Below are 23,840 nucleotides of genomic sequence, written 5' to 3' on the forward strand. Positions count from 1 at the left end.
CTGCTTGTTGGACACTCCTAAATGTACTCTTAACAAATTCCGCTCCGATTACGATTCTACCAGTAAGAGAAAACCGTAACTTACTAACGCCTAATTTTTTAGATAGTACAATCTATTCCTTCGGTCTTTTAGCTGTTGTTAACATTCCCTGAAACAGTAGTCTTTCTTCAGACAATAATATGATTGTACTCACTTTCTTACTAATAGATATAAACTGTATAAAAGATATAACGAACCTGATTCGAACCACAAATGAAGCAATTTTTACCTGTTTGCCTTCTATTTTTAATGTTTCCTGGTTGGATACATGCACAATCTATGTGCAAAAACCCAGAAATTATTGTCGCAGATGGAAATAAGTATACAAACTCTACAAGTGTGGATTTAAGCATCCATTGCGACCATGCTTACCAAATGCTCATTAGCAACCAACAAGATTTTAGCGGTGCAAAATGGGTGGCTTATCAAAAGAAAATACTCAACTGGGCCCTGGATGCGGTGGACGGAGACAGAGCCGTTTATATAAAATTCAGAGATGAAAACTACCAGGAATCAAAAGTTGTGTCGGATAACATCCTATTGGATTTAACCCCTCCTCAAAACCCCTTGGTAAGTATCGAAGTGCCCGGAAAAGCCACTAACGATCCCTCTCATGTTGTAGATGTATCTTTACAAGCCACTGATGCCAAGTATTTTATGATCAGCAACCAAAATACTTTTATCGGCAAAAAATGGAGGTTGTACCAGGAAGCCATACAAGGTTGGCAGTTGGAAAAAGGGAACGATGGCTACCATGGTGTATATGTCAAATTCAGAGATGTGGCAGGAAATGAAACAGATGTCATTTCCGACCAAATTCTCATCGACACCGAAGCGCCTGTCATGGGAAAGGTTGTTATAGACCAGGGTGCGGAATTTACCATTCAACAAAACAGAATGGTGGAATTGAGTATTTCGGCCAGAAATGCCGATTCAATGATGGTAAGCCAAGAGAAACAATTCGGAGAAGCTACCTGGGAAATCTACCAAACGCAAAAGGCATGGACGTTAACAGGTGACCAAGGGCCCCAAATTATCTATGTAAAATTTAAAGATAAAGTAGGAAATGAGTCTGAAACCGCTTCAGACGAAATTGTTTTAGACACGACTCCTCCTTCCAACTGTATGGTTGTTATTGACAATGGAGCTCCTAAAACCCATCACCTCGACAAAATGGTTGAACTGAAATTACTTGCCAGTGATGCCCAACAAATGATTATCAGCAATCACTCAAGCTTTAAAGGAGGACGCTGGCGACTTTACCAGGAACGCATCCCCAACTGGCGACTCGATGGAGAGGAAGATGGATATAAGTCCATTTACGTGCGTTTTAAAGACAAAGCTGGCAATGTCAGCAGCACTTATAAAGCAGACATTATTTTGGAAAGAGGGTTTTAATCCGTTCCAAGCGAGTCTTCATAGCTATTTCAATCCCTGTTTCATTGAACAGGGATTTTTTTCTACCTTCCAACCAGCCCAACAGTTTGCCGTCTTCCCTATTAGGTCATCATCAAAAAAACAGGGTTTAACATATCGGCATCCCTGTATGCTAAACCCTGTAATGCTCTTAAAGAGTATCAACAACTAAAATATATCTCGTATCTCTTTCTTGATATAATTTAACGCCTCGCTTGGAGAATCCCTTTCTTGCTCCAATACCAGTTCAAAGATTTTTTTGGCCAACTCCACAGAAGGTCCTTCGGGTTTACATTCTCGGGCCGAGTTATTTACAATGGAAATCATATCTTCTTTCGCTTTCCGGATCAGCTCCCAGGCTTCGTCACTCATATAAATCTGTTGAGATAAGTTATGGTTATACTCTTGGCGAATTTCATGGGTAAGAATATTTTGAAACTGACTTACATTATACGAACCATCATTCAGACGGGTAATTAAGTTATTGGGAGTAATACGCTCCAAAAAAATTGCCATCCTCTCATACGCCTGTAAACGCAAAGGGAGCACTTCTTTATTAGAATCTCTTTTCAGATTATTCAGCGTAATTTCAAATTGTTTTTGTAGGAAAGATTTTACTATCAAGTAAACAGCATAAAGAACAATCACCGCAGGTAAGGTGATTTTTAAAATGTCAATAAATGCATCCATAGTGTACTAGGTCAAAAAGTTTTGTTTGAAAGGTTAAACTTAAATTGAAATACAGTGAAAAAAAATCTATTCGAAAAAATTTTTGGCTTTTGGCCGTAGTAGGGAGGGTTTCTTATCAAAAACAGTGAAAAAGTCTCCTCTTTTCAAGGATTACCACCCAATAGTCAATATATAATAACTTCCTCATTCATTTGATTATTCTGATTATACTTGATAAATTTTCACTTGAACTTTTTGAGGCTTTTCAAAAGCTCAGGTTCATACATTATTATTCTCACCAATTTGAAAGCAACACATAAAATGAAAGAGGTATTTATTGTATCAGCAGTGCGAACGCCTATTGGAAGTTTTGGGGGCCAATTTGCCAACTTACCGGCAACCCAATTGGGAGCCATAGCGATCAAGGGCGCATTGACCAAAGCGCAAGTAGACCCTAACTGGATCAATGAAGTCTTTATGGGAAATGTAGTGTCTGCCAATTTGGGGCAAGCACCTGCCCGGCAAGCGGCAATTCACGCAGGTATTGGCTATGAAGTCCCTTGTACTACGGTGAATAAAGTTTGTGCTTCCGGAATGAAATCTATCATGTTCGGAGCTCAGTCCATCATGTTGGGTATCAACGACCTTGTCGTGGCCGGCGGCATGGAAAGTATGTCAAACATTCCCTTTTACCTGCCTAAAGCCCGCTTTGGATACGGCTATGGAAACGGAGAATTAGTGGATGGACTGGCAAAAGACGGGCTTTCCGATGCCTACAGCCATGCAGCCATGGGAACTTGTGCCGACAAAACCGCGAAAGAATATGCTATTACCCGGGAGGAACAGGACGAATATGCCATTAACTCCTATAAACGCTCGGCTGAAAGTACCCAAAAAGGCCTTTTCAAACAAGAAATTGTCTCTGTGGAGGTGCCTCAACGAAAAGGCGACCCATTGGTCATTGAAGAGGATGAAGAATTTAAAAAAGTAAAATTTGAAAAGATCCCTCAACTAAAACCCGTTTTTTCGAAAGACGGAACCGTCACCGCAGCCAATGCCAGTACCATTAATGACGGAGCTTCTGCCCTCATTTTGGCTAGTGCGGAAAAAGTCAAAGAACTTAACCTCAAGCCCATCGCCAAAATTTTAGCCTTTGCCGATGCCGCCCGCGAACCGGAATGGTTTACCGTAGCTCCCACAATGGCCGCACCCAAAGCCGTACAACGCGCAGGTTTGAAGTTGGACGATATCGATTACTTTGAAGTCAATGAAGCTTTTGCGGTAGTAGCTTTGGCCTTTGGAAAAGTATTGGAAATCGACCCGGCAAAAATGAATGTGTTAGGGGGAGCCGTCTCCTTAGGTCATCCTTTAGGCGCATCCGGAGCCCGTATTGTCACTACTTTGAGTAATGTACTCCAAGCCAAATCCGGTAGTAAAGGATTGGCCGCTATTTGTAACGGAGGTGGCGGAGCCTCAGCCTTAGTGATCGAAAAGGTTTAACTGGCTTCGATTGGCTGGTTGAAATTACTTCACTCCTTTCTGCTGGAGTGAAGTAATTTTTGCACCAATCTTTTTGTATACATCTGCTTTTCCTCGTTGCCCTCCTCTACCCTCCATATAAATAAGTTTTTATCCACTGATATAAGATCGTTTTCTGTTCTGCCCAAATTCCACGTATATTTTCAAAAAAACTCATTCACAGGCAAATCAAAGCAATATTTATGGCTCGAAAAAAGAAAAGCAATAAACCCTTATTTATCTTCCTTATGCTTATCATTGGGGTAATCGTAATTGTGGGGATAATTGGCAAACAGCAAGGCTGGATTGGTAAACAAGCCGCCCAAACGGTAGAGCTGGCAAAGGCCAAACCTGCTACCATTGTGGAGCAAGTAAGTGCCTCTGGTAAAATCCAACCTGTGGAAGAAGTGAAAATCAGCCCTGAAGTATCCGGAGAGATCCGGGAAATTTTTATTGAAGAGGGTGATTCGGTACATGCAAACCAGTTACTTTTAAAAATTCGCCCCGATAATTTGAAATCCATCTTGGACCAAACAGTAGCCAATTTGAATACACAAAAGGCAAACCTGGCACGAACCAAAGCACAACTGGCCCAAGTCAAAGCGGAGTTTGTCAAAACAGAACTCGATTATACACGGAACAAAGACCTCTTTGAGCAAAAAGTAATTTCTGCAAAGGATTTTGAAACCAGTAAAGCCAGCTACTTGGTGGCCAAAGCCAATCTAGAAGCCGCAGAACAAGGGGTGAAAGCTTCGGAATATACGGTAATAAGCTCCGAAGCATCGGTAACGGAGGCGCGTGAAAACTTGGCCCTTACCAGCATTTATGCACCCATGGCCGGGATTGTGACCCGGCTGGATGTAGAAAAAGGAGAGCGTGTGGTCGGAACCAAACAAATGGCCGGAACGGAAATGCTCAGTATTGCCAACTTAGATGAGATGGAAGTACGTGTGGATGTCAATGAAAATGATATTATCCGGATCAGTATGTATGATACGGCAATTATAGATGTAGACTCTTATTCGTATACCGGTGAAAAGTTTAAAGGCTTGGTCACGGCAATTGCCAACTCCGCCAATCAGACTCAGGGAATCAGCGCAGAAGCGGTCACGGAGTTTGAGGTCAAAATCCAATTGTTAAAAACCTCTTACAAACATTTGTTAGACAAAAAGCCTCAGGCATCGCCTTTCCGCCCGGGCATGACGGCCAGTGTGGATATCATTACCGAAAGAAAAAGCAATATTCTTTCAGTACCTCTTTCTGCTGTCACGACCCGTTCACGCAAAGACCTTTTGCAAAAAGACAGCACCCAAAACAAACCCAACGCGAGCCATGCAAGTGCAACGTCTAAAGACGATGATATCGTAGAAGTGGTGTTTGTTCATAATTCCAAAGACGGTACTGTAAAATTACGCGAAGTAAAAACCGGCATTAGTGATTTTGAAAACATCGAAATTCTGGAAGGAGTTGAAGACGGAGAAGAAGTGGTGAGTGGCCCTTATTTACAGGTTTCCAAACTCTTAAAAAACGGAGACCTGGTGAAAACAGAAGAAAAAGGAAAGAAACAAGGTCAACTCGCCCAAAAAGACAACTAGCCTAGTTCATAAAATACACTTAAAGAGCTTAGCCATAGCATCAAAAAAGTCCGGTGAGTACTCACCGGACTTTTCTTTTTATAAAATAGATAAGAGCATGTTTTAATTTCACCCTTCGGGTTAAAACACCCATTTCAGAAGCCTCAGTACAGTATTTTGAGAACCCTATTTTACCGCCGTGGGGCGGTCTCCCGAAGGAGCATCTCCCACTACGAATTTCGAACATGCTCTAAAGCGAAAGAATCAGAGAACCTCATTCTTTCGCTTTCAATAATTTATACAATTACTTCCAATACGACTTTTACATCATCCAGATCCAACTCTCTTGGAGAGGTCAAATCATTTACAAAGTCCAGTGCCAAAGCTTGTGTTTCCAAACACACATACTCTTTGTGAGCATTCAGTGCTGCCGTCACCAAGGCTTCTTCGTCTTTCACTTTGATTTTGATTTTATCTTGTACCTCAAGTCCCATATCTTTCCGGATATTTTGTACCCGGTTCACTATTTCCCTTGCGATCCCTTCTTCCCGTAATGCATCGGTGATGGTGATGTCCAAAGCGACAGTCACACCGTTGTCGCTGGCCACAGACCACCCCGGAATATCCTCCGAAGAGATTTCCACATCTTCCAGTGTCAGGTTGATTGCTTCATCTCCTATCTGTAAAGCAAAACTATTTTCGCGTTCCAGTTGACTGATATCTTCTTTGGTAAACTGGTTAATCGCAGCGGAAATACCTTTCATCAACTTTCCATACTGTTGACCTAACTTTCTGAAATTAGGCTTAATTTTCTTCACCAATACTCCCGATGAGTCATCGATAAACTCCACTTCCTTGATATTTACCTCTGACTTTATGATCTCTTCCACGGCTTTGATCTGGGTAGTAACCTTGGCATTGATATCCGGGATCATGATTTTGGACAAAGGCTGACGCACCTTGATTTTGTCCTTTCTACGCAATGAATGTACGAGAGAAGAAATCCGTTGAGCCAAGCTCATTTTCTCTTCCAAATCGATGTTGATTGCAGCTTCATCACAAGCCGGGAAAGAACACAAGTGTACTGACTCCTCATGGTCTTGCTGAGTCGTAGCATTCAAATCCTGATACAATCGTTCTGCATAGAATGGTGCCACCGGACTCATCAATTTGGCAATCGTACGGAGACAGGTGTATAACGTTTGATAAGCAGCGCGTTTGTCTTGGTTATATTCACCTTTCCAAAAGCGTTTTCTATTCAAGCGCACATACCAGTTACTCAAGTCATCGATGGTAAATCCTTGAATCGCCCGGGCAGCTTTAGTCGGTTCGTACTCATTCAAAGCAGTATCCACCTCTTTTATCAAAGAATTCAGCCTGGAGATAATCCAGCGATCGCTTTCCGTACGCTCAGCCAATGGTACCTCTTCCTCTGCATACGTAAATGCATCCAAATTAGCATAAAGTGCAAAGAAAGAATAGGTATTATATAAAGTACCAAAAAACTTCCTTTGTGTTTCTTGCACACCGTTGATGCTGAATTTTAAGTTATCCCAAGGCGGAGCATTTTCCACTATGTACCATCTCACTACATCAGCACTGTACTTCCCGATGGTTTCAAACGGGTCGATGACATTGCCCAGACGTTTGGACATTTTGTTACCTGTTTTATCCAGCAACAACCCTGTAGAAACCACATTCTTAAATGCCACACTGTCTTTCAGCATGACTCCCAAAGCGTGCAAGGTAAAGAACCAGCCACGGGTTTGGTCCACCCCTTCCGAAATGAAATCAGCGGGAAAACTTTGCTCGAAGATCTCCTCATTTTCAAACGGGTAATGCCATTGCGCATATGGCATGGCCCCGCTGTCAAACCATACATCAATCAAGTCCTCCTCCCGCTTCATCGCTTCTCCATTGGCACTCACCAAGATGATTTCATCTACATACGGGCGGTGCAAGTCAAACTCTTCTACCAAGACTCCCCCTTTTGTATATTTGGAATCGGCAGGCATTACTCCTGCTTCCACCGCCTTTTCCACTTCTGCCTGCAATTCGGCAATAGAACCTATGCATTTTTCCTCATTGCCATCTTCCGTTCTCCAGATCGGTAAAGGCGTCCCCCAATATCTTGAACGGGACAAATTCCAATCCACCAGGTTTTCCAACCAGTTGCCAAACCGACCGGTTCCGGTAGCTTGAGGCTTCCAGTTAATGGTATTGTTCAACTCTACCATTCGGTCTTTCACGGCAGTTGTACGGATAAACCAGCTATCCAAGGGATAGTACAATACTGGCTTGTCAGTACGCCAGCAATGCGGATAGTTGTGTTCGTATTTTTCAACCCTAAAGGCCCGGTTCTCTTCCTTCAGTTTAATGGCGATCAGAACATCCGTAGGTTTAAACTTCGGGTCTGCCTGTACACCGGCATCTTCGTACTCCGGTTTTACATACTTTCCGGCAAAGTCAGTCACCTCTTTAACGAAACGTCCTTGTTTGTCTACCAACGGAGAGGGCTTTCCATTCTCATCTTCTACCAAGACGGAAGAAATACCGTTTTGTTGACAAACCCGGAAGTCATCCGCACCAAAGACGGAAGCCGTATGTACGATTCCGGTACCTTCTTCCGTATTCACAAAGTCACCGGGAATCACGACAAAAGCCTTTCCTTCCGGTTGTACATAAGGCATTAGTTGCTCATAGGCCATCCCCACCAGGTCTATCCCTTTGTGTTCCCCTACTACCTTATAAGGAATTTTTTCTTTCTCTTTTCCCTGATAGCTTTCCAATTTCAGCTCTTTATCTTTCTCGGAAAAGAACCTTCCGAAAATATCTTTCGCCAAAATGACACTGATCGGTTTAAAAGTGTACGGGTTATAGGTTTTTACTTTCAGATAGGTGATTTTTTCTCCTACGGCCAACGCACAGTTGGACGGTAAGGTCCAAGGAGTAGTGGTCCAAGCCAGGAAAAATACTTCCTCTTCCTCTTCGTCAAACAACCTCTCCGAAGCCTCATTTTTCACTACCTTGAATTGTCCAACCACCGAAGTATCTTTCACACTTCTATAGCAACCGGGCATATTCAATTCGTGCGAACTCAAACCGGTACCTGCTGCCGGAGAATAAGGTTGTACGGTATACCCCTTGTACAAGAGGTCTTTGTTGTATAACTCTTTCAACAAAGCCCAAAGAGACTCAATATATGCCTTTTCAAAAGTGATATAAGGATTATCCAAGTCTACCCAATAGCCTACTTTTTCGGTCAGTTCGTCCCATTGGGATTTGAACTTCATCACCGCCTCCCGGCACTTTTGATTGTACTCTTCTACACTGATTGTCTTTCCGATATCATCCTTGGTGATGCCCAAGTCTTTCTCTACCTTCAGTTCTACGGGAAGGCCATGAGTATCCCATCCGCCCTTGCGTTTTACCTGAAACCCCTTAAGCGTTTTATATCTACAAAAAATATCTTTAATAGTCCGTGCCATCACGTGGTGAATCCCAGGTGCACCGTTTGCTGATGGCGGCCCTTCATAAAAAGTAAAAGTCGGTTTTCCTTCCCGGGTTGAGATGGATTTTTCGAATACTTTATTGGTTTTCCAATAATCCAGTACTTCCTCTCCAACTTTCGTCAAGTCTAACTGTTTGTACTCTTTAAACTTCATTTTTCTGTAGATACATTTATGATACTGAACTATACAAAGTTATCTCTGTATGATAATTCTGCTTTACATCTGAAAATTCTTCCCCCTCTGTTCGAGCCAAAGGAAGGCCAACACTTCTTACAGCCCTCATCTCTGCTTTATCCCTCCCACTTGAAGACCATAGAATTTGCAAAGGTAGTTATTTTTTACTAATAAGCGCAGCTCCCTGCCAAGAAGGAAGATTTCACAGATTCTTCATACAGAGTCTTTTACTTCTTGCTTCCTGTTTCTTATTTTGCCTTTCGAAAGAGTAATGATTTTGAGGGGTAAAGTAAGTGCTTAACTTTCAGCAAAAAGCGCAGGTTTTGGGCACCCAATCCATATCCGACAGCAAATTTTAGCGGTTTTCAACGACTGATATAATGAGAACTCTCAGAATTACTAACTCCCAGGGTAAGTGATTAACAGAATGGAATTTTTTATCCTATTTATAATGGAAAACACGGCTCAGGAGGAAGTAAAACTTCTTCGGTTTTAAAATTTATAATTTACTTTGTATCTCAAGCCTTGTAAATGCCATAAGCTAATTTGTTGCCGGGCGATTTGGATGATATTTTCCAATCATTGTTGAATAAAAAGCATGAAAGTAACTATTAAAGAAGAGAACATATTGTTTGATGATTTTCTGAAAATCAAGGAAGGAAAACTTCAATTTGAACGGTTTGATGGCAGTATGAGCCCGGAAGTGCGTTTTTTAAAGGGCGAGCGGGGAGATTCAGTAACCGCAATTGTATGGCACAAAACCCGGCAGAAGCTTCTATTCACCAAACAATTCCGTTATCCTACGTTTGAAAAAGGGCCAGGCTGGTTGGTGGAATTAGTAGCGGGCTCTATGGAAAGCGGAGAAGACCCTCAAGCCTGTATCTTACGGGAAGTAGAGGAAGAATTAGGCTACAAAGCCCGGCAAGCCCGGTTGCTTCATCAATTTTATTCCTCTCCCGGAGGAAGCTCAGAGCGCATGTTTTTGTTCTATATAGAGGTAACGGAAGAAGAAAACACATATAACGGCGGTGGCTTGGATACCGAAAACGAAGACATTCAACTCATCGAATGGTCTATGGAGGAAGTTTGGCAAGCTTATTTGCAAGGTGAAATCCAGGATGCCAAAACCCTGATCGGAATTCTATGGTTGAAAATGCATACCCCCACTCCCTGACTGTAAACACTTTCCCTTAAACTAACCATGCTTAAACCGGCAAATTAAAATAGCATTTCGGTTTTTACTTTAATTAATCTACGTATGCTTGAGATTACTGATTTACGTGCTTCTTCTCTATTGCTAAGTAAGGATTTTGAAATGGATGAAATCCGATTGCCTGACAACCCCGAGGATGCCTTCCGGCATTTGCACAAACTACTGAGTCAAAAGATTGGCTATTTGCTCGATCATGACTTTGAACGCCTGATGTCAATTTGTTATATAATCGACTTGAAGGAAGAAAAAGTAAAGGAAATTTTGTCGGGATTACAGGCCGGAAATATCGCTGAAAACTTGGCGAACTTAATCATCCAACGGCAATTGCAAAAAGTTGAGATCCGCAGAAAATACAGCCCTCCTTCCTAAGAAAGGGAGAAGGATTGAAGAGTTGAAGAGCTGAAGGATTGAAGGGTTGTAGAAGTAAATGAAACAAGCTATTTCATACTTGGTAAAATTTCCGAAAAGGCTAAAGAAGAAACCGGTTTTCCAATATAGGTTTTAAACTGTTGATTGGCATATTTCTCAATCCGGATAATCTGTGAGCGTTCACCGTTCAAATACTCCCAAACTTCCGTCCATTTGCCGGGCAACTTATCCGTAATATCATAAGAATGCCCTTTGCGATAATGCTCTTTATAATAAATACCTTCTTGGTAGTGCAATACATTCCTTGGCTGCCCCACTTTGATAATTTCAACTTGTAAATCAGGATCCAACGCGTGAATATTGGTCAAGCTGAAATCTATAATTTGTTGTTGACCGGTATCTTGCCTGATCAGGATAAACACTGATTCCAAACTGGAGGTCAGTTTAAACATTCGCTCTGTCAAGCCTTGGTTCAAATCGAATTGACTCTCATGAACCACCGACCAAGTTTGAGTTTGGTAATCCAGGATAAATCCGGTGCTCAAATGTTCCAGAGAAACATTCAAAGGATCTTCAATTTCTCTTTGTACAGGCCGGGGCTGCAACTTATTTGCCGGCTGAAAATCATGGCTTTGGTTGTACAAACTCTTCCGGATAGCAGTAAGTTGAGGATACCTTTTCACATAGACAAAACTTTCACATACTTCTTCCAAAATCTTCCTGGCTATTTTCTTATTGACCCCTTTGATCATGGAAGGCATGCGAACCAAATTAATCACCCAACCGATACCGAACCCCAAACCTGTCAGCCAAAAAAGTACCTGTTTGATCCACTTCTCCTGATAGGCATAAGAACTTCCCATAAGAAAGTGGGTCAAATACGCCCAGCCAAGAGTCTTCTTCCGGCTATTAAACCTGCGAAAAACTTCCAGTTGTACTTCTTTGGGAAGCAGGCGCACTTGATCTCTGATAGGTTTTGGCAGGTGTTCGTGAATTTCGGGTATTAACAATGTTTCCATAAGGACTGACAGGGTTTACGCTACAAATATATCATTCAATCTCCTCTGCTTGTAGCAATTGAATAAAATTTCCACATCGCTACTTTATTTAACTCTTTACTTTGCCAAAAGGCTTCAAGTTTTTTGTACGACATTCTCACAAGATCAAAATTGGCACACCTCAACATATTTTTGGCTATTCAAAGTAAGCGAATATTCGCCTACAGTATAACTTATTCGCTGCTGCGATTTTACATTTTATATATGCGCATAAGCAAATTTTGTTAATATTTCGGTATTTGTAAAGACTCCTTAAACTTTAGTCTTTTCCACAAATGACAAACATCCCTATACACTTTTCAAACATTCAGTATAATATTCTGAAATATTAAAAAAAAGCAAAATATTATACTGATTACGGGAAAGTTACAAGGTAGTAAATTTAACTTTAAATTAATATCAAAGTATTGTGAGTAATTTTTAATTCATCTTAAGTTCATAATTCCTTCACAATACAAGCTTCGCTGAATTCTATGTTTGCACTGAAATCAACTATTTCACCTAGAATTATTTCAGCTATGAGTATTGTAAAAACTTTCAGTGTAAGATTTACTTTTTTAGTAGTAGTAGCCTCATTCCTAAGCACCGTAGCATTTGCTGACGGTGAATCAGACAACAACTCAGCAAACATTGAACTTACAGGTATCGGTAAAAGCAAAGCCAAACTTAGCTTAGACAACCTGGAAGGTAAAAAAGTAGCCGTAAAAATCAAAGACCTCGAAGGAAACACGCTTTATGCGAAGTTTTTCAAAAATAAAGAACAGTACAATGTATTGTACGATTTGGGAAGCCTGGAAAAAGGAACCTATAAAGTGGAAGTATTTGTTGCAGGCAAGCAAATTGAAAAATTACTGGATGTAAATGATGGTCGTCTTGCCATCTCAGCTTCCGGACAAAACGATGGAGAAAACTATTCGGGACATGTATACTTTCAAAACAACAAGTTGAAAGTATTCATTAAAAATAACAACCGTCACGACTTAGGAGTACAATTGTACGATATCAACAACAACCTGGTGTACTTCGAAGAAATACAAGACGAAGATAAAATTTTGAAAGTGTACAATTTGACGAAATTAAAGAATGGTGCTTATTCTTATGTAGTGAACTTAGGAGATAAAACATTCACAGAAACATTTGAAATCAGCAAATAAAAAAAACTTCATTTTCATATTTAAGGTGAAAAAGGGAATACAACTTGTATTCTCTTTTTTTTATTTCTACCTGAGAAACTCTCCGGGCTTCTTTAACAATTCTGAAAAAATTGGCTCTGAGGTTTTATTTATTTTTATAAATATGTATTTTCCAACTAATTTTGAGCCCAGACCTACAACTGAACACAAACATGGCACTAGACAAAGCTTCTACAAACAAAACCTTCAACAAATCATTATTTGGCTACAACAAGAAACAGGTAACAGAACATATTGATAAATATCAAACCCGTATCCAAACCTTAGAAAGTAACAACGAGGAGCTGCACACAGAGGTCAGTTCATTGAAGAATGAGGTTTCAGAGTTAAGGGCGATGGAAAAAAGCCTGTTATTTGCCTTACAAGAGGCACAAGAACACAAAAAAGAAATCATCGAAAAGGCCCAAAAGCAAGCCGAACTGGAAGTAAAGAGAGGCCGGATGCATGCCGAAGCCAAAATCCATCAGGCCCGTGAGCATGCGCGTAACATCTTACAGGATGCCAACCTAATGTATAAAAACAAACTGCAAGCCATGCGCAAAGACTTGCAGATTCTGGAACATAACTATCAGGTCATCGACCATCAAACCGACCGGCTCATCGAGGAAATGACCTCCATTATTCACGAGACACTCAGTCGTTTGGAAAAGCTTGCCCGCTTGAAAAAGGTGTCTTTGTTGGAAGAAAAATTGCAAAAAACCAATAAGCTGATTTCACAGAAAATGCCTGATTTGGAAAACGAAGAAAGCATCGTTCCTGAAAATCATTTACCCAAACAAGCCCCCTCCGGAGTAGAAGAAAAAATTCATTCTTCTTATCAAGAAAAGATCCGGACGGTCAAGGATGAAACAGATCAACTCATGTTGGGCATCGATGATTTTGACAACTTTTTTGACCAATTCAATTAACACAAGAGCACTGGTTTCTCCGAAGGCGAAATCAGTCTTTCAATTCCCCTCTCTTCAATGCCATTTGCTGTCCTAAGTCCACAGGTACTTTCTGATTTTTATCAAGCGGATCAACTTTTCGTTGTCGGCTTCCTGTTGTTTTTCGTCTACTTCTATATGCTCCATTTTGCTGCGCTCTTTCCACCATTTGTATAAAACATCCATTTCCTCTTTGACATTTCTATGAAGTTCGGTGTGGCTCCAATCGGTGTATTTATGAATTTCCTCTTTTTCAATACAGTCTACCAATAATTGAAAACAAGCGTGCAACATCACTTCGTCTTTGTCCATCCATTTGGCCGGAAGACTCTCAATAGTTAACAGATTTGCTGGATTCATTTGGGTGTATAGTAAGTGGTTTTGCTCACGAATAAAGAAAATATTTTTCAGCTTACCAAAATGCTTGTTTTCTGGGGACATAACATCATTTAGAGGGATACAAACTTCTTCTTAGCCCGGGAATATTACTTGTGAAACCTCCCCATCTATACAACACCTTCTTCAAATTTTTAGTAAATTGTATAGATTATTCAACAAACCACCGGTGTACGGGATATGCCTTATGGAAATGAAAAAAATCTTTTTGGTCTTAGCTGATATTAGTGGCTACACCGAATTCATCAAGTTACATAAAATCAGCCTGCTCCATGCCGAAGAAATCATCAGCGAACTATTGGAAAGCGTGATCAAAGAATCCTCAACGCCTTTGGTTTTACATGAATTGGAAGGTGACGCGGTGGTATTTTATGCCGAATCGGACGGTAGCCAAGCCATGGCGCAAGATATCTACCGGCAAGCCCAGCAATTTTTTGAAGGCTTTCGCAAAAAAGAAGGGGAATTGATCAGTGATTGCAGAGTATGTTCTTGTGAAGCCTGTGCCAAAGTAGGTCAGCTAAAGTTAAAAATCATCATGCATCATGGAAGGGCTGTTTTTAACAAAATCCGCCACTTCACAAAAATTTCCGGAGAAGACGTGATCCTCGCTCATCGCTTGTTAAAAAACTCCATTCCCCACAAAGAATACTTGTTGATAACAGATGGTTTTTACCAGATCTTAGGCGAAGTAAAAGGCATGATTCCCGAACAACGATGCGAGAATTGTGAAGGCTTGGGACCTATCAATGTAATGGTGCACTACCCCGAAAAAAAACGGATGGACATCGTCCCCCCCAAACGGACATTTTGGAGCAAAGCAAAAATGGTTTGGCGGCTCGACTTGCATATGATTAAGCGTATATTCATTCCCCCGAAAAAATTTCATCACTTACAAATGAGTACAAAACATTAGCAAAGTCAAGTACTCTACTCACTAGTTCACTCAATCATAAATAACGCTATTGACTATAATGTGCTAACGGTCCGGTAGATTTGGCTTATTTATAATCTTGATATATTATAAAGTGCGTGTTGTTATCCAAATGAAAACAACACGCACTTTTGTATGCCGGCTGAATAAATCAACTGCTCAACCTACCTTGCTTCATAAGAAGAGTGCTTGGGCGATTTATATTCATTTCCATTCAGCTTTTCCATTATATAATCAATCGCTTTTTCCAACTGAAGATCGTTTCCTAGAGCCAATTGGGTAGGATCTTCCGGCACCTCGATATCCGGTTCCACTCCATGGCCTTCTTTAAACCAAGTACCATCCGGATTGTACATACGGAAAGTGGGCACCGTAACACTTCCTCCGTCAATCAATGAAGGGGCTCCGGATATCCCGATCAAACCACCCCAGGTACGACTACCGATCAATGGCCCTAATCCGGCTTTCCGGAAGTAATCCGGGAAGGCATCGCCCCCGGAACCGCTCCATCCATTGATCAACATGGCTTTGGGGCCAAAATTAGCCGTTGGAGGCCAAACCCAATCCTTTCCATCCCGTACGGCCCAATAAGCCAAAGGTTTGCGATTGAGCAACTCAATAAACCGGTCGGGAATTTGCCCTCCGTTATTAAACCGCTCGTCAATCACCAGGCCTTCCTTATGCCGTTGTCCGGCAAACTGCCTTACCAATTCGTTCTGCCCGTCAATTCCGGTACTTCTTACATAAATATATCCGATTTTTCCACCACTGGCCTCCTCTACTTTTTGTCGTTTTGCTTCTATCCAAGCCAGGTGTCGTAAGCGGGTTTCGGAGTTAAGAGTTTTTACAATTACTTTCCTTGCCGTAGCCAGCTCTGGTTTCTCGTTGACCAATAATTCCACTACTTTTTCCCCTAATCCCTGAAAGGCATGATAAGGTTCAAACTCTATGGAAAGCGGTACGCCATTGACAGCCAAGATATAATCTCCTTCCTTCACATCTACACCCGGCATCGCCAAAGGCGAGCGTACTTCGGCATCCCAAGCCGCACCTTTGATAATTTTCCCAATCCGGTAATGTTCACCGCTAATATCCCAATCAATGCCCAGGTAGCCTACATTTTGTTTTGAAGCTTGTTCGGTATCTCCTCCGCCCCGGTAAGTATGGGAGGCATTCAGTTCTCCGATCAACTCTCCCAACACAAAGTTCACATCCCAACGGGTAACGGCATCCTCCAATAACTTGCCATAACGTTCCCGCATGGCAGACCAATCGACCCCGTGCATATTTTTATCATAAAAATAATCTCTTTCCAAACGCCATCCCTCCGTAAATATCTGCTTCCACTCCGCTTTGGGGTCTACCACCATTTTCATTTCCTGTAAAGGCAATGGTTTTTCCAGCTTCTGCCCTGCCTCCAAGGATACGATTCCCGAGTTGTCCTCTTGTTTGAAGACCAATACTTTTTTGCCATCGGCCGACAACTCATAAGCATCCACACCTTGAATTACCGTTTGCTCTTTTCGCTTTTCCAAATCGAAGTACTTCAGAGCAGATTTCTCTTCGCTTGCTCCGGTATTAGGAAAATGAAGGTAGGTTAATTTTCCTTTAGCAGCTCTCAACCTACTGTAATTGCCCGGTTGGGGAGGCAAGATTACCATACGTTCTTCCAAACCCTCCAAATCAATCGTGACTTCTTTCTTTTCCTCCTTGTCATTTTCCTCTTCTTTTTCCACCCTTACTTCATCATTTTTAGGTGCCAAGGGAGAAAGCACCTCTTTGCGAAGGCAAATAGCCGCCAAATGAGTCGAATTCGGATAGACAAACGAATAATCAAAATTACCATATATTGGATTCAGATGATTATCGGTAGTCACATACAGGTAGTTGCCTTCGGGATCAAAAACAGGGTTATTCGCATTGTAAAACCCGGAAGTTACCTGATGCCGGCTTTGGTTTTGTACATCGTAAAGAAAAATGCCATTGTGTTGGTTATCCAAACCTCGTGCATACGCAAGCCAACGACTGTCTGCCGACCAACTGGCAGAAAAGTCATACTGCCCGCCATACATCATCCACAAGCCTTGGTCTACTTCCTGAATGCGGTTCTTTTCCCGGTCAAAAATTTTGATACGGCTGGTTTGATCCACAAAAGCCAGCTTCTTACTATCAGGCGACCAAAACAGATGATAGCGAAAGCCCGGTCCCAAAGATGTCACCTTGCTGACGGACTCATTCTTTTGTACATCCATGATTGTCAACTCATATTCTCCGGAAGCATCGCTCCAATAAGCAATGAATTTTCCGTCAGGCGACCAGGCGGGAAAACGCTCGGCTGTACCACTGGAATGGGTCAGGTTTTTTACATATCCCTCTTCAGCAGGCAGGGAAAATATTTCGCCCCGGGCTTCTACCAATGCCCGCTTTCCGTCCGGGGAAATATTCATATTTTGAACATATTTTTCTACCGATTCGGTCCGGGGCACTAAGAACTGTTGATCAGTCACTACATTGATTTTCACTTCTTTGTATTCCTGTGAAGCCAGATTCATCAAATACAAATTGCCTCCGGCTTCAAATACCAATTCTTCCGGCCCTATCGAAGGGAAATGAACGTCAAAATCTTTAAACCGGGTGAGTTGACTCGTTTGTTGGGTATGGAGGTCATGTACCCAAATATTATAGCGTTGTGCCGGGCCTTGGTCGGACAAAAAGTACACCTTGTTTCCATGCCACATGGGGAGTTCGTCATTACTCGCTTTGGATGTAATTTTACTGGATGAATAATCTTCCAAATTAAAGAGAAGAATATCTGCGGCCCAACCACCCCGGTATCGCTTCCAGGTCCGGAACACCCGGGAACGATCGGTAAAGGCAATTTGCTTGCCATCAGGAGAAAAACTGCCGAACTCAGCATATGCTATAGGGAGGCGCTCGGCCATTCCTCCGGCCGGACTGATCAGGTAGAACTGACTAAAACGTTGGCGTCCACTTCTCCGGGTGGAAGCAAACAGGATCCGTTCACCCTCCGGATGCCAGTCAACCATCCGGTCAGTACTTCCATGATAAGTTACCCGCTTAGCCAGTCCACCGGTAGAAGAGACGACAAAAACATCGGTATTGCCATTGTAATTCCCACTGAAGGCAATCTGAGAGCCATCGGGAGAAAAACGGGGGAAAGACTCCTCTCCTTTGGGAGAACTCAATTTTACGGCCGTTCCTCCCTCTTTGGGAACTACCCAAATATCCCCGGCATATACAAAACAAATCTGCGTTTGCGACACATCCGGATGCCGTAACATCCGAGCATTTACCTGGGCCTTGACCTCAGGAATTTCCAAAAGAATGAAACAGCTTAAAAAGCATATAAATGATAAAACTCTCATAGTATAGTTTATTTATTGGTCATTATAGGCCGAATGAAAAGTTAAAACTGCTCAATAAACTAATAATATTTTGGTAGATAAATAAGGAAATTTTAAGAGAGGCTAAAAATTGTTATCAGTTGACCAAGAAGCCGGATTAATGGAATCTTCGGAAGAAAGGATGGGATACTTTTAATAAAAATAAAGAGAAGAAGGGTTTTTCCTCACAAGAGCCAAGGATTCGCTTTGCTTTATTTAAAATCATTCTAAATAAACTTGCCCAAATATAGATTCCTCAGTATGTTTGCCCCTCTTTAAAACCATTCTAAAAAATACGATTCGAAATAGAGGGTATGCAAAGCGCTCCATTACACCTACAGGATTTAAAAACCTTTGAAAAAGTCTATACACTTTATTGGAAGAAAGTCTATGGGGTTTGTTATGCACATACAAAAAACACGGAAGCCGCCCAGGAAATGGTACAAGACATTTTTTGCTCCTTATGGGAACGTAGGAATTCTTTAGAAATCTCCGGACCTATTGAACACTATTTGGTGAGGGCGGCAAAATTAAAAGTGATCGATTTTTATCGTCAAAAGAGCCAAAAAGAAGAATTGTTGGGACACAACTTAACAGAGCTTTGCGATCATCAATTGTGCATCGAGAACGAAGTCTATTACAACGATGCTTCCCGCCAAGTGAATGAATTGGTGGATAGGCTTCCCTGCCAATGCAAAAAGGTGTATAAACTCAGCAGGGAAAAGGGCATGAACACCCGGGAAATTTCATCCGCTTTATTGATATCCGAAAAAACCGTCAAAAACCACCTCACCAAAGCACTGAACTTCTTGCGGGAAAATTTGTCCGTATACTCCTAAATACGAGTCCTTATTAATAACCACATTACTAAGATGAGTTTTGGAAAAAAATCTGCTTCTCAACTCATTTAAAAGAAAGCAAAATACCCTTGCCTTCATACTCTGTTTTTAATTTCATCTGCTACCACAGCCATTGCGTCACTCGAACGGACTCACCTGCACAGAATTGGCACTTATCGAAGCCGCTGTAACCACCAAGTCGTCATACCAAATCCCGTATGGAAAAACCGGAGCTTTACATATGACTGATCAGCCAAGATATCGCTAAGCAAACTCGTCATAGAATAAGAACCTGGTGTCCTCTGTCATCTCAAAGTTTTCCGGTACCCGGCGTTAAGGTATTCATAAAGAGGGGCTCACTAGTAGATTACAAGCATTTCCTTAAAATTAGAGCAAACTATAAAGCATTGATTTCGTAATTGAATCATAGAGGAAAACTAAAAAAATCAACATATTTGTAAGCAAAGCAACGAACTTGTGAAATAATACAGCCCCTGAATAAATTTGGGAAGCAACCTCTATTTCCCAACAAAGGAAATATTTCACGTTTCCATTCATGGGAGAACGGAACGTATTTTTGAAAATGAACCGGAGGCCTGCAAGGTTTGCCGGATGCTATTTTTACCATTAGCATAAAATATTAATCCAGTATCAAAGAAATGAAAATCAACCCGGCTAAAACCAAACGATCCTCTTCAGAGCACAGACAGGAGAGTGCTCATAAACATTATCAACAAGGACTGGAAAACGAAAAGGATATTTCGTATGCAGTCTCCTGTTATGAAAAAGCGCTGGATGAACATCCGGATCATTGGAAGACGCATTTCCGCCTGGCTTTACTCCTGGCCCGGGAGAATCAAACAGAACAAGCCTTACATCATATACTGAAAGGTATCGAGGTAAGTTGCTCGGCCGGTCAATTCCAAGGCTGGGACAATTTTACTCAAGTAGTGAACCTGGCTCAACATGAAATTCTATCCTTGACGGAGACCATCCGGAGACTTTCTTCCGAGCCACAAACGGTCTGTCTGGGGCACTTGTATATGCTGACCGGGGACAACAATAGAGCCTTACAGGAGTACAATCAAAGCAAAAAACACACACTAAAAACCGAAACCTTTCATTTGCTCAAAGGACTCGCTGAAGCAAATGAAAATCAATTGAAAAAAGCCTTTTCTTCTTTTTCCAATTGCCTACGGAGCAATCCCAAACACTTATACGCCTATCTGGAAAGGGGAAAAGTAAAAAATGCACTGGGCTATTACGAATGGGCCATGGAAGACTATCACCTGGTCATCGAGAGGAAGTCCAACTGTGCAGCGGCTTTTTATCACAGAGGGAAATCCGCCTATGCCTTAGGAGATTTTGCTCTTGCCTTAAAAGACTTTACCCATAGCCGCCAACTTGACCCGGATGGTCATTTCCCTTTTTACCATACGTGTCTGTTGGAAACGCCTTTAAAGGAACAGGCAAAGCAACTCAACAATTTTTCCTATGCCATTGATTTTGACATTTCACTCCACAAAGAAGAAAATTTACAAGGGCTTGAACAGCTTTTAAAAAAAGAATACACTTTGGCAATAGACTGTTTTTCTAGAATTATAGCCCGTCAAACCACCCAAAGCGCATTGCATAACCGGGGTTTGGCCAAGTTTTTATCCGGTGATGTGGAAGGAGCCCTACAGGATTATAAGCTATTATTCGCCCAATATTCCGGAACATCCCAGGCACATTTGAACATGGGGCTTATCCTTTTTGCTTTAGGTGATAAAACAGAATCCCTGGAAGAGTTTGCAAAAGCACTTAGGCTCAAGCCCAAAGAAGGGAAAATGTATTATAACAGAGGAAATGTAAAGGCTGCCTTAGGAGACAGAAACGGTGCATTGAATGATTTCAGCCACACCATACAACTCAACCCGGAAGATGCCAATGCTTATGGTAACCGCGGCATCGTGAAAAAGATGTCAGAAGGGCAATCTGATACCCTACAGGATTTGTCCGAGGCAATTAGGTTAAAAACAAACAATCCCTGGGTATATATGCAAAGAGGCTTCATATGGGCCGAGCTCAAGAAGTTTCATTTTGCGTTCAAAGATTTTAACCAGGTAGATCGTCTGGGATTGATAGATTTTGAATTCTTTTACCGGAAGGCAACATTTCTACTTGAACAAGGCTATGATCACCAGGCCTTGCAGGATTTGAACCGGGCGTTATCCATAAACCCATCCCATATAGACACCTACTACAAAAGAGGCATGGCCAACAAAAAAAACGGACAACTTTCTCAGGCTCTACAGGATTTGAATTATGTGCTCCAACACCAACCCAACAATATTGATGCATATTTCGAGCGGGGGCTGATAAAACAAAAACTGAAAGACCAACAAGGAGCTTTGGAAGATTTTAATCAGGTCATTCAAGCCCAACCGGAACATCAAAAAGCCCATCTCCACCGGGCAAAAATCAAAGCTTCTCTCAATGACACCCAGGGAGCGTTGAAAGATTACTCTTTGATTCTTGAGCACAACCCTGAAGATCTGAATACCCTTTTCCAAAGGGGACTGAACAGACTTGACTCCGGTGACCATAAAGGAGCGCTGGAAGACTATAACCGGTACATAACTTTAAACCCCAATAGCCAAACTGCCTATTACAACAGGGGCTTGGCAAAATCAAACTTGGGGAAGCCCCAGGAAGCCATGGAAGACTATACACGGGCTATCGAGATAGATCCCCAATTTACCAATTCTTACTTGAACCGGGGAAACTTAAAGTCAGACTTAGGGGATAAACGAGGAGCTTTGGAAGATTATAACCAAGTAGCACAAATCAACCCTAAGCTTGCAAATAATTTCTTCAACAGGGCCATTGTACTCGATCAAATAGGAGAGCATCAAAGAGCCATTGAAGATTACACTCGTTATCTTGAATTTGTTCCCGGAGATGCAGAAGCTTATTTAAACCGGGCAAATATCAAAAGTACTCTACAAGACTTTACAGGAGCTACGGAAGATTTTAACCGGGCTCTCCAAATTAACCCTCAGTATGCAAATGCATTGAATGACCGGGGCAATACAAAAAAAGAGATGGGTGACCTGGAAGGTGCTATACTGGATTTTAACCGGGCCATCGGGATTAATCCAAAGTGGGAAATTCCTTATTTCAACCGGGGGCTTGCTAAAGAGGCCATGGGAGATTACGGAGGAGCCATAGACGATGCAAACCGGGCCATAGAGCTCAACCCGGAATATGCAGATGCCTATAATATGCGGGGAAACAACCAAACCACACTGGGAATGATCAGCAACGCACTGCAAAATTTCACCCGGGCCATCGAACTCAATGCAAATAATGCGATCTATTATTATAACCGGGGCATCGCCAAAGCAGCGGTCAAAGATCAAACCGGAGCCATGAAGGATTATACAAAAACCCTTCAAATCGACCCCAACTATGCCGTTGCATATGATAACCGGGCCAGTATTAAACTCAACTTGAAAGATTATCGTGGAGCCATGGAGGATTGTACCCGTTCTATCAAACTGAGGCCAAACAACGATGTACCCTACTTTAACCGGGCCATTGCCAAAAGTGCCTTGAAAGACTATCAAGGCGCGGTTGAGGATTACTCGGAAGTAATCAAACTATACCCTGAAGATGCCGAAGCCTTTCATCATCGAGGAAAAGCCAAAAAAAATCTGAACGATTTTTCCGGGGCCCTACACGATTTTTCACAGGCAATTCTATGTAACCCTAACTACTCCTTGGCTTATAGCAACAGGGGCTATTTGTATTTTCAACTGGGTAAGTATGAAGAAGCATTAAAGGACTATAACCTGGCGATCAAAATCAAGTCCAACAATAGTGAATATTACTTCAAGAGAGCCTATCTAAAAGAAAAAATGAAACAGGTTGAAAGTGCGGTTCAGGATTATACACGAGCCATTAAGTACAATCCGAAACTTGGCAATGCTTATATCAACCGGGGAAACTTAAGACGCCAATTAGGAGATACGTCCGGTGCCTTACAGGATTATGATCAAGCCATAGCGCTTGATCCCGATTATGCCTTGGGGTATAATAACCGGGGGCTACTCAATGACGAACTTAATCTCTTTGAAAAAGCTTTGGAAGATTTTAACCAAGCCATCCGTTTAGACCCTGACTACCTGGATGCATATTATAACCGAGGAACTATAAAACAACGTCACAATGACCTCACCGGAGCCATAGAAGATTATTCTCAGGCCATTGAACGCAATTCAAAATATGAAAATGCGTATTTCAACCGGGGCATCATTCACTTCTCATTAAAAATGTATGCAGGGGCCCGGTTGGATTTTAGCCGTGTAATCAAAATCAATCCGGAAAATGCAGGGGCCTATTATAACCGGGCTCAAGTCTACAAAAAGTTAGGAAAACCCTCAGAGGCTTTGGCCGATCAAATAAAAGCCCATAACCTCAACCCGGGAAAATACCCCCTTGATTAAAGAGATTTTTGTACTACATAGCAAATCACAAAAAGGTAGCAGCTACCTTTTTGTGATTCTAATGAAGCATTGTTCCCCTCCGGTTTCAACCTCTTTTGATGGAGGACACCTTTGAGGTA

General features: G+C 41.8%; 15 protein-coding genes. 10 read left to right on the plus strand and 5 right to left on the minus strand.

What is annotated here, in order from left to right:
- Positions 1-318 precede the first annotated feature (318 nt).
- Positions 319-1,437: a hypothetical protein gene (locus tag AAG747_RS14675; RefSeq protein WP_346821934.1), complete on the plus strand. Its 1,119-nt coding sequence runs from the start codon at positions 319-321 to the stop codon at positions 1,435-1,437.
- 186 nt (positions 1,438-1,623) lie between these two features.
- On the opposite strand, the gene AAG747_RS14680 is transcribed toward AAG747_RS14675, so the two are convergent.
- A complete protein-coding gene (locus AAG747_RS14680) occupies positions 1,624-2,145 on the minus strand; it encodes a DUF7935 family protein (protein ID WP_346821935.1) in 522 nt (173 codons plus the stop codon).
- Between the two features lie 300 nt (positions 2,146-2,445).
- Here AAG747_RS14680 and AAG747_RS14685 point away from each other — a divergent pair, with 300 nt between their 5' ends.
- Both AAG747_RS14685 and AAG747_RS14690 read left to right on the plus strand, forming a co-directional pair.
- A complete protein-coding gene (locus tag AAG747_RS14685) occupies positions 2,446-3,624 on the plus strand; it encodes an acetyl-CoA C-acyltransferase (protein WP_346821936.1) in 1,179 nt (392 codons plus the stop codon).
- 221 nt (positions 3,625-3,845) lie between these two features.
- Positions 3,846-5,237, plus strand: coding sequence for an efflux RND transporter periplasmic adaptor subunit (locus AAG747_RS14690; protein WP_346821937.1), 1,392 nt, complete (start codon positions 3,846-3,848; stop codon positions 5,235-5,237).
- A 275-nt stretch (positions 5,238-5,512) separates the two neighbouring features.
- On the opposite strand, the gene ileS is transcribed toward AAG747_RS14690, so the two are convergent.
- Positions 5,513-8,881 carry an isoleucine--tRNA ligase gene (ileS, locus tag AAG747_RS14695; protein WP_346821938.1) on the minus strand — a complete coding sequence of 1,123 codons (3,369 nt, stop codon included), beginning with the start codon at positions 8,879-8,881 and terminating at the stop codon, positions 5,513-5,515.
- Between the two features lie 619 nt (positions 8,882-9,500).
- Here ileS and AAG747_RS14700 point away from each other — a divergent pair.
- Together AAG747_RS14700 and AAG747_RS14705 are read left to right on the plus strand one after the other, a co-directional pair.
- Positions 9,501-10,076: an NUDIX domain-containing protein gene (locus tag AAG747_RS14700; protein ID WP_346821939.1), complete on the plus strand. Its 576-nt coding sequence runs from the start codon at positions 9,501-9,503 to the stop codon at positions 10,074-10,076.
- An 84-nt stretch (positions 10,077-10,160) separates the two neighbouring features.
- Complete coding sequence (locus AAG747_RS14705) at positions 10,161-10,484, plus strand: hypothetical protein (protein ID WP_346821940.1); 324 nt, start codon at positions 10,161-10,163, stop codon at positions 10,482-10,484.
- Positions 10,485-10,552: 68 nt separating this feature from the next.
- On the opposite strand, the gene AAG747_RS14710 is transcribed toward AAG747_RS14705, so the two are convergent.
- Complete coding sequence (locus AAG747_RS14710) at positions 10,553-11,503, minus strand: DUF4178 domain-containing protein (protein WP_346821941.1); 951 nt, start codon at positions 11,501-11,503, stop codon at positions 10,553-10,555.
- A 557-nt stretch (positions 11,504-12,060) separates the two neighbouring features.
- Here AAG747_RS14710 and AAG747_RS14715 point away from each other — a divergent pair.
- Both AAG747_RS14715 and AAG747_RS14720 read left to right on the plus strand, forming a co-directional pair.
- Complete coding sequence (locus AAG747_RS14715; protein ID WP_346821942.1) at positions 12,061-12,696, plus strand: hypothetical protein; 636 nt, start codon at positions 12,061-12,063, stop codon at positions 12,694-12,696.
- 191 nt (positions 12,697-12,887) lie between these two features.
- Positions 12,888-13,643 carry a DivIVA domain-containing protein gene (locus AAG747_RS14720; protein WP_346821943.1) on the plus strand — a complete coding sequence of 252 codons (756 nt, stop codon included), beginning with the start codon at positions 12,888-12,890 and terminating at the stop codon, positions 13,641-13,643.
- A gap of 72 nt (positions 13,644-13,715) precedes the next feature.
- Here AAG747_RS14720 and AAG747_RS14725 read toward each other — a convergent pair whose 3' ends face one another.
- Positions 13,716-14,021 carry a hypothetical protein gene (locus AAG747_RS14725; protein WP_346821944.1) on the minus strand — a complete coding sequence of 102 codons (306 nt, stop codon included), beginning with the start codon at positions 14,019-14,021 and terminating at the stop codon, positions 13,716-13,718.
- Positions 14,022-14,244: 223 nt separating this feature from the next.
- Between AAG747_RS14725 and AAG747_RS14730 the strand changes: the two genes are divergently transcribed.
- Entirely contained in the window at positions 14,245-14,970 is a 726-nt protein-coding gene (locus tag AAG747_RS14730) for a DUF2652 domain-containing protein (protein WP_346821945.1), read from the plus strand.
- Between the two features lie 182 nt (positions 14,971-15,152).
- On the opposite strand, the gene AAG747_RS14735 is transcribed toward AAG747_RS14730, so the two are convergent.
- On the minus strand, positions 15,153-18,329 hold the full coding sequence (locus AAG747_RS14735; RefSeq protein ID WP_346821946.1) for a S41 family peptidase: 3,177 nt from the start codon (positions 18,327-18,329) through the stop codon (positions 15,153-15,155).
- A 377-nt stretch (positions 18,330-18,706) separates the two neighbouring features.
- Here AAG747_RS14735 and AAG747_RS14740 point away from each other — a divergent pair, with 377 nt between their 5' ends.
- Positions 18,707-19,231, plus strand: coding sequence for an RNA polymerase sigma-70 factor (locus tag AAG747_RS14740; RefSeq protein WP_346821947.1), 525 nt, complete (start codon positions 18,707-18,709; stop codon positions 19,229-19,231).
- A gap of 659 nt (positions 19,232-19,890) precedes the next feature.
- Positions 19,891-23,721, plus strand: coding sequence for a tetratricopeptide repeat protein (locus AAG747_RS14745; RefSeq protein WP_346821948.1), 3,831 nt, complete (start codon positions 19,891-19,893; stop codon positions 23,719-23,721).
- Positions 23,722-23,840 lie beyond the last annotated feature (119 nt).

Source organism: Rapidithrix thailandica, from assembly GCF_039710355.1.
GTDB lineage: Bacteria > Bacteroidota > Bacteroidia > Cytophagales > Flammeovirgaceae > Rapidithrix > Rapidithrix thailandica.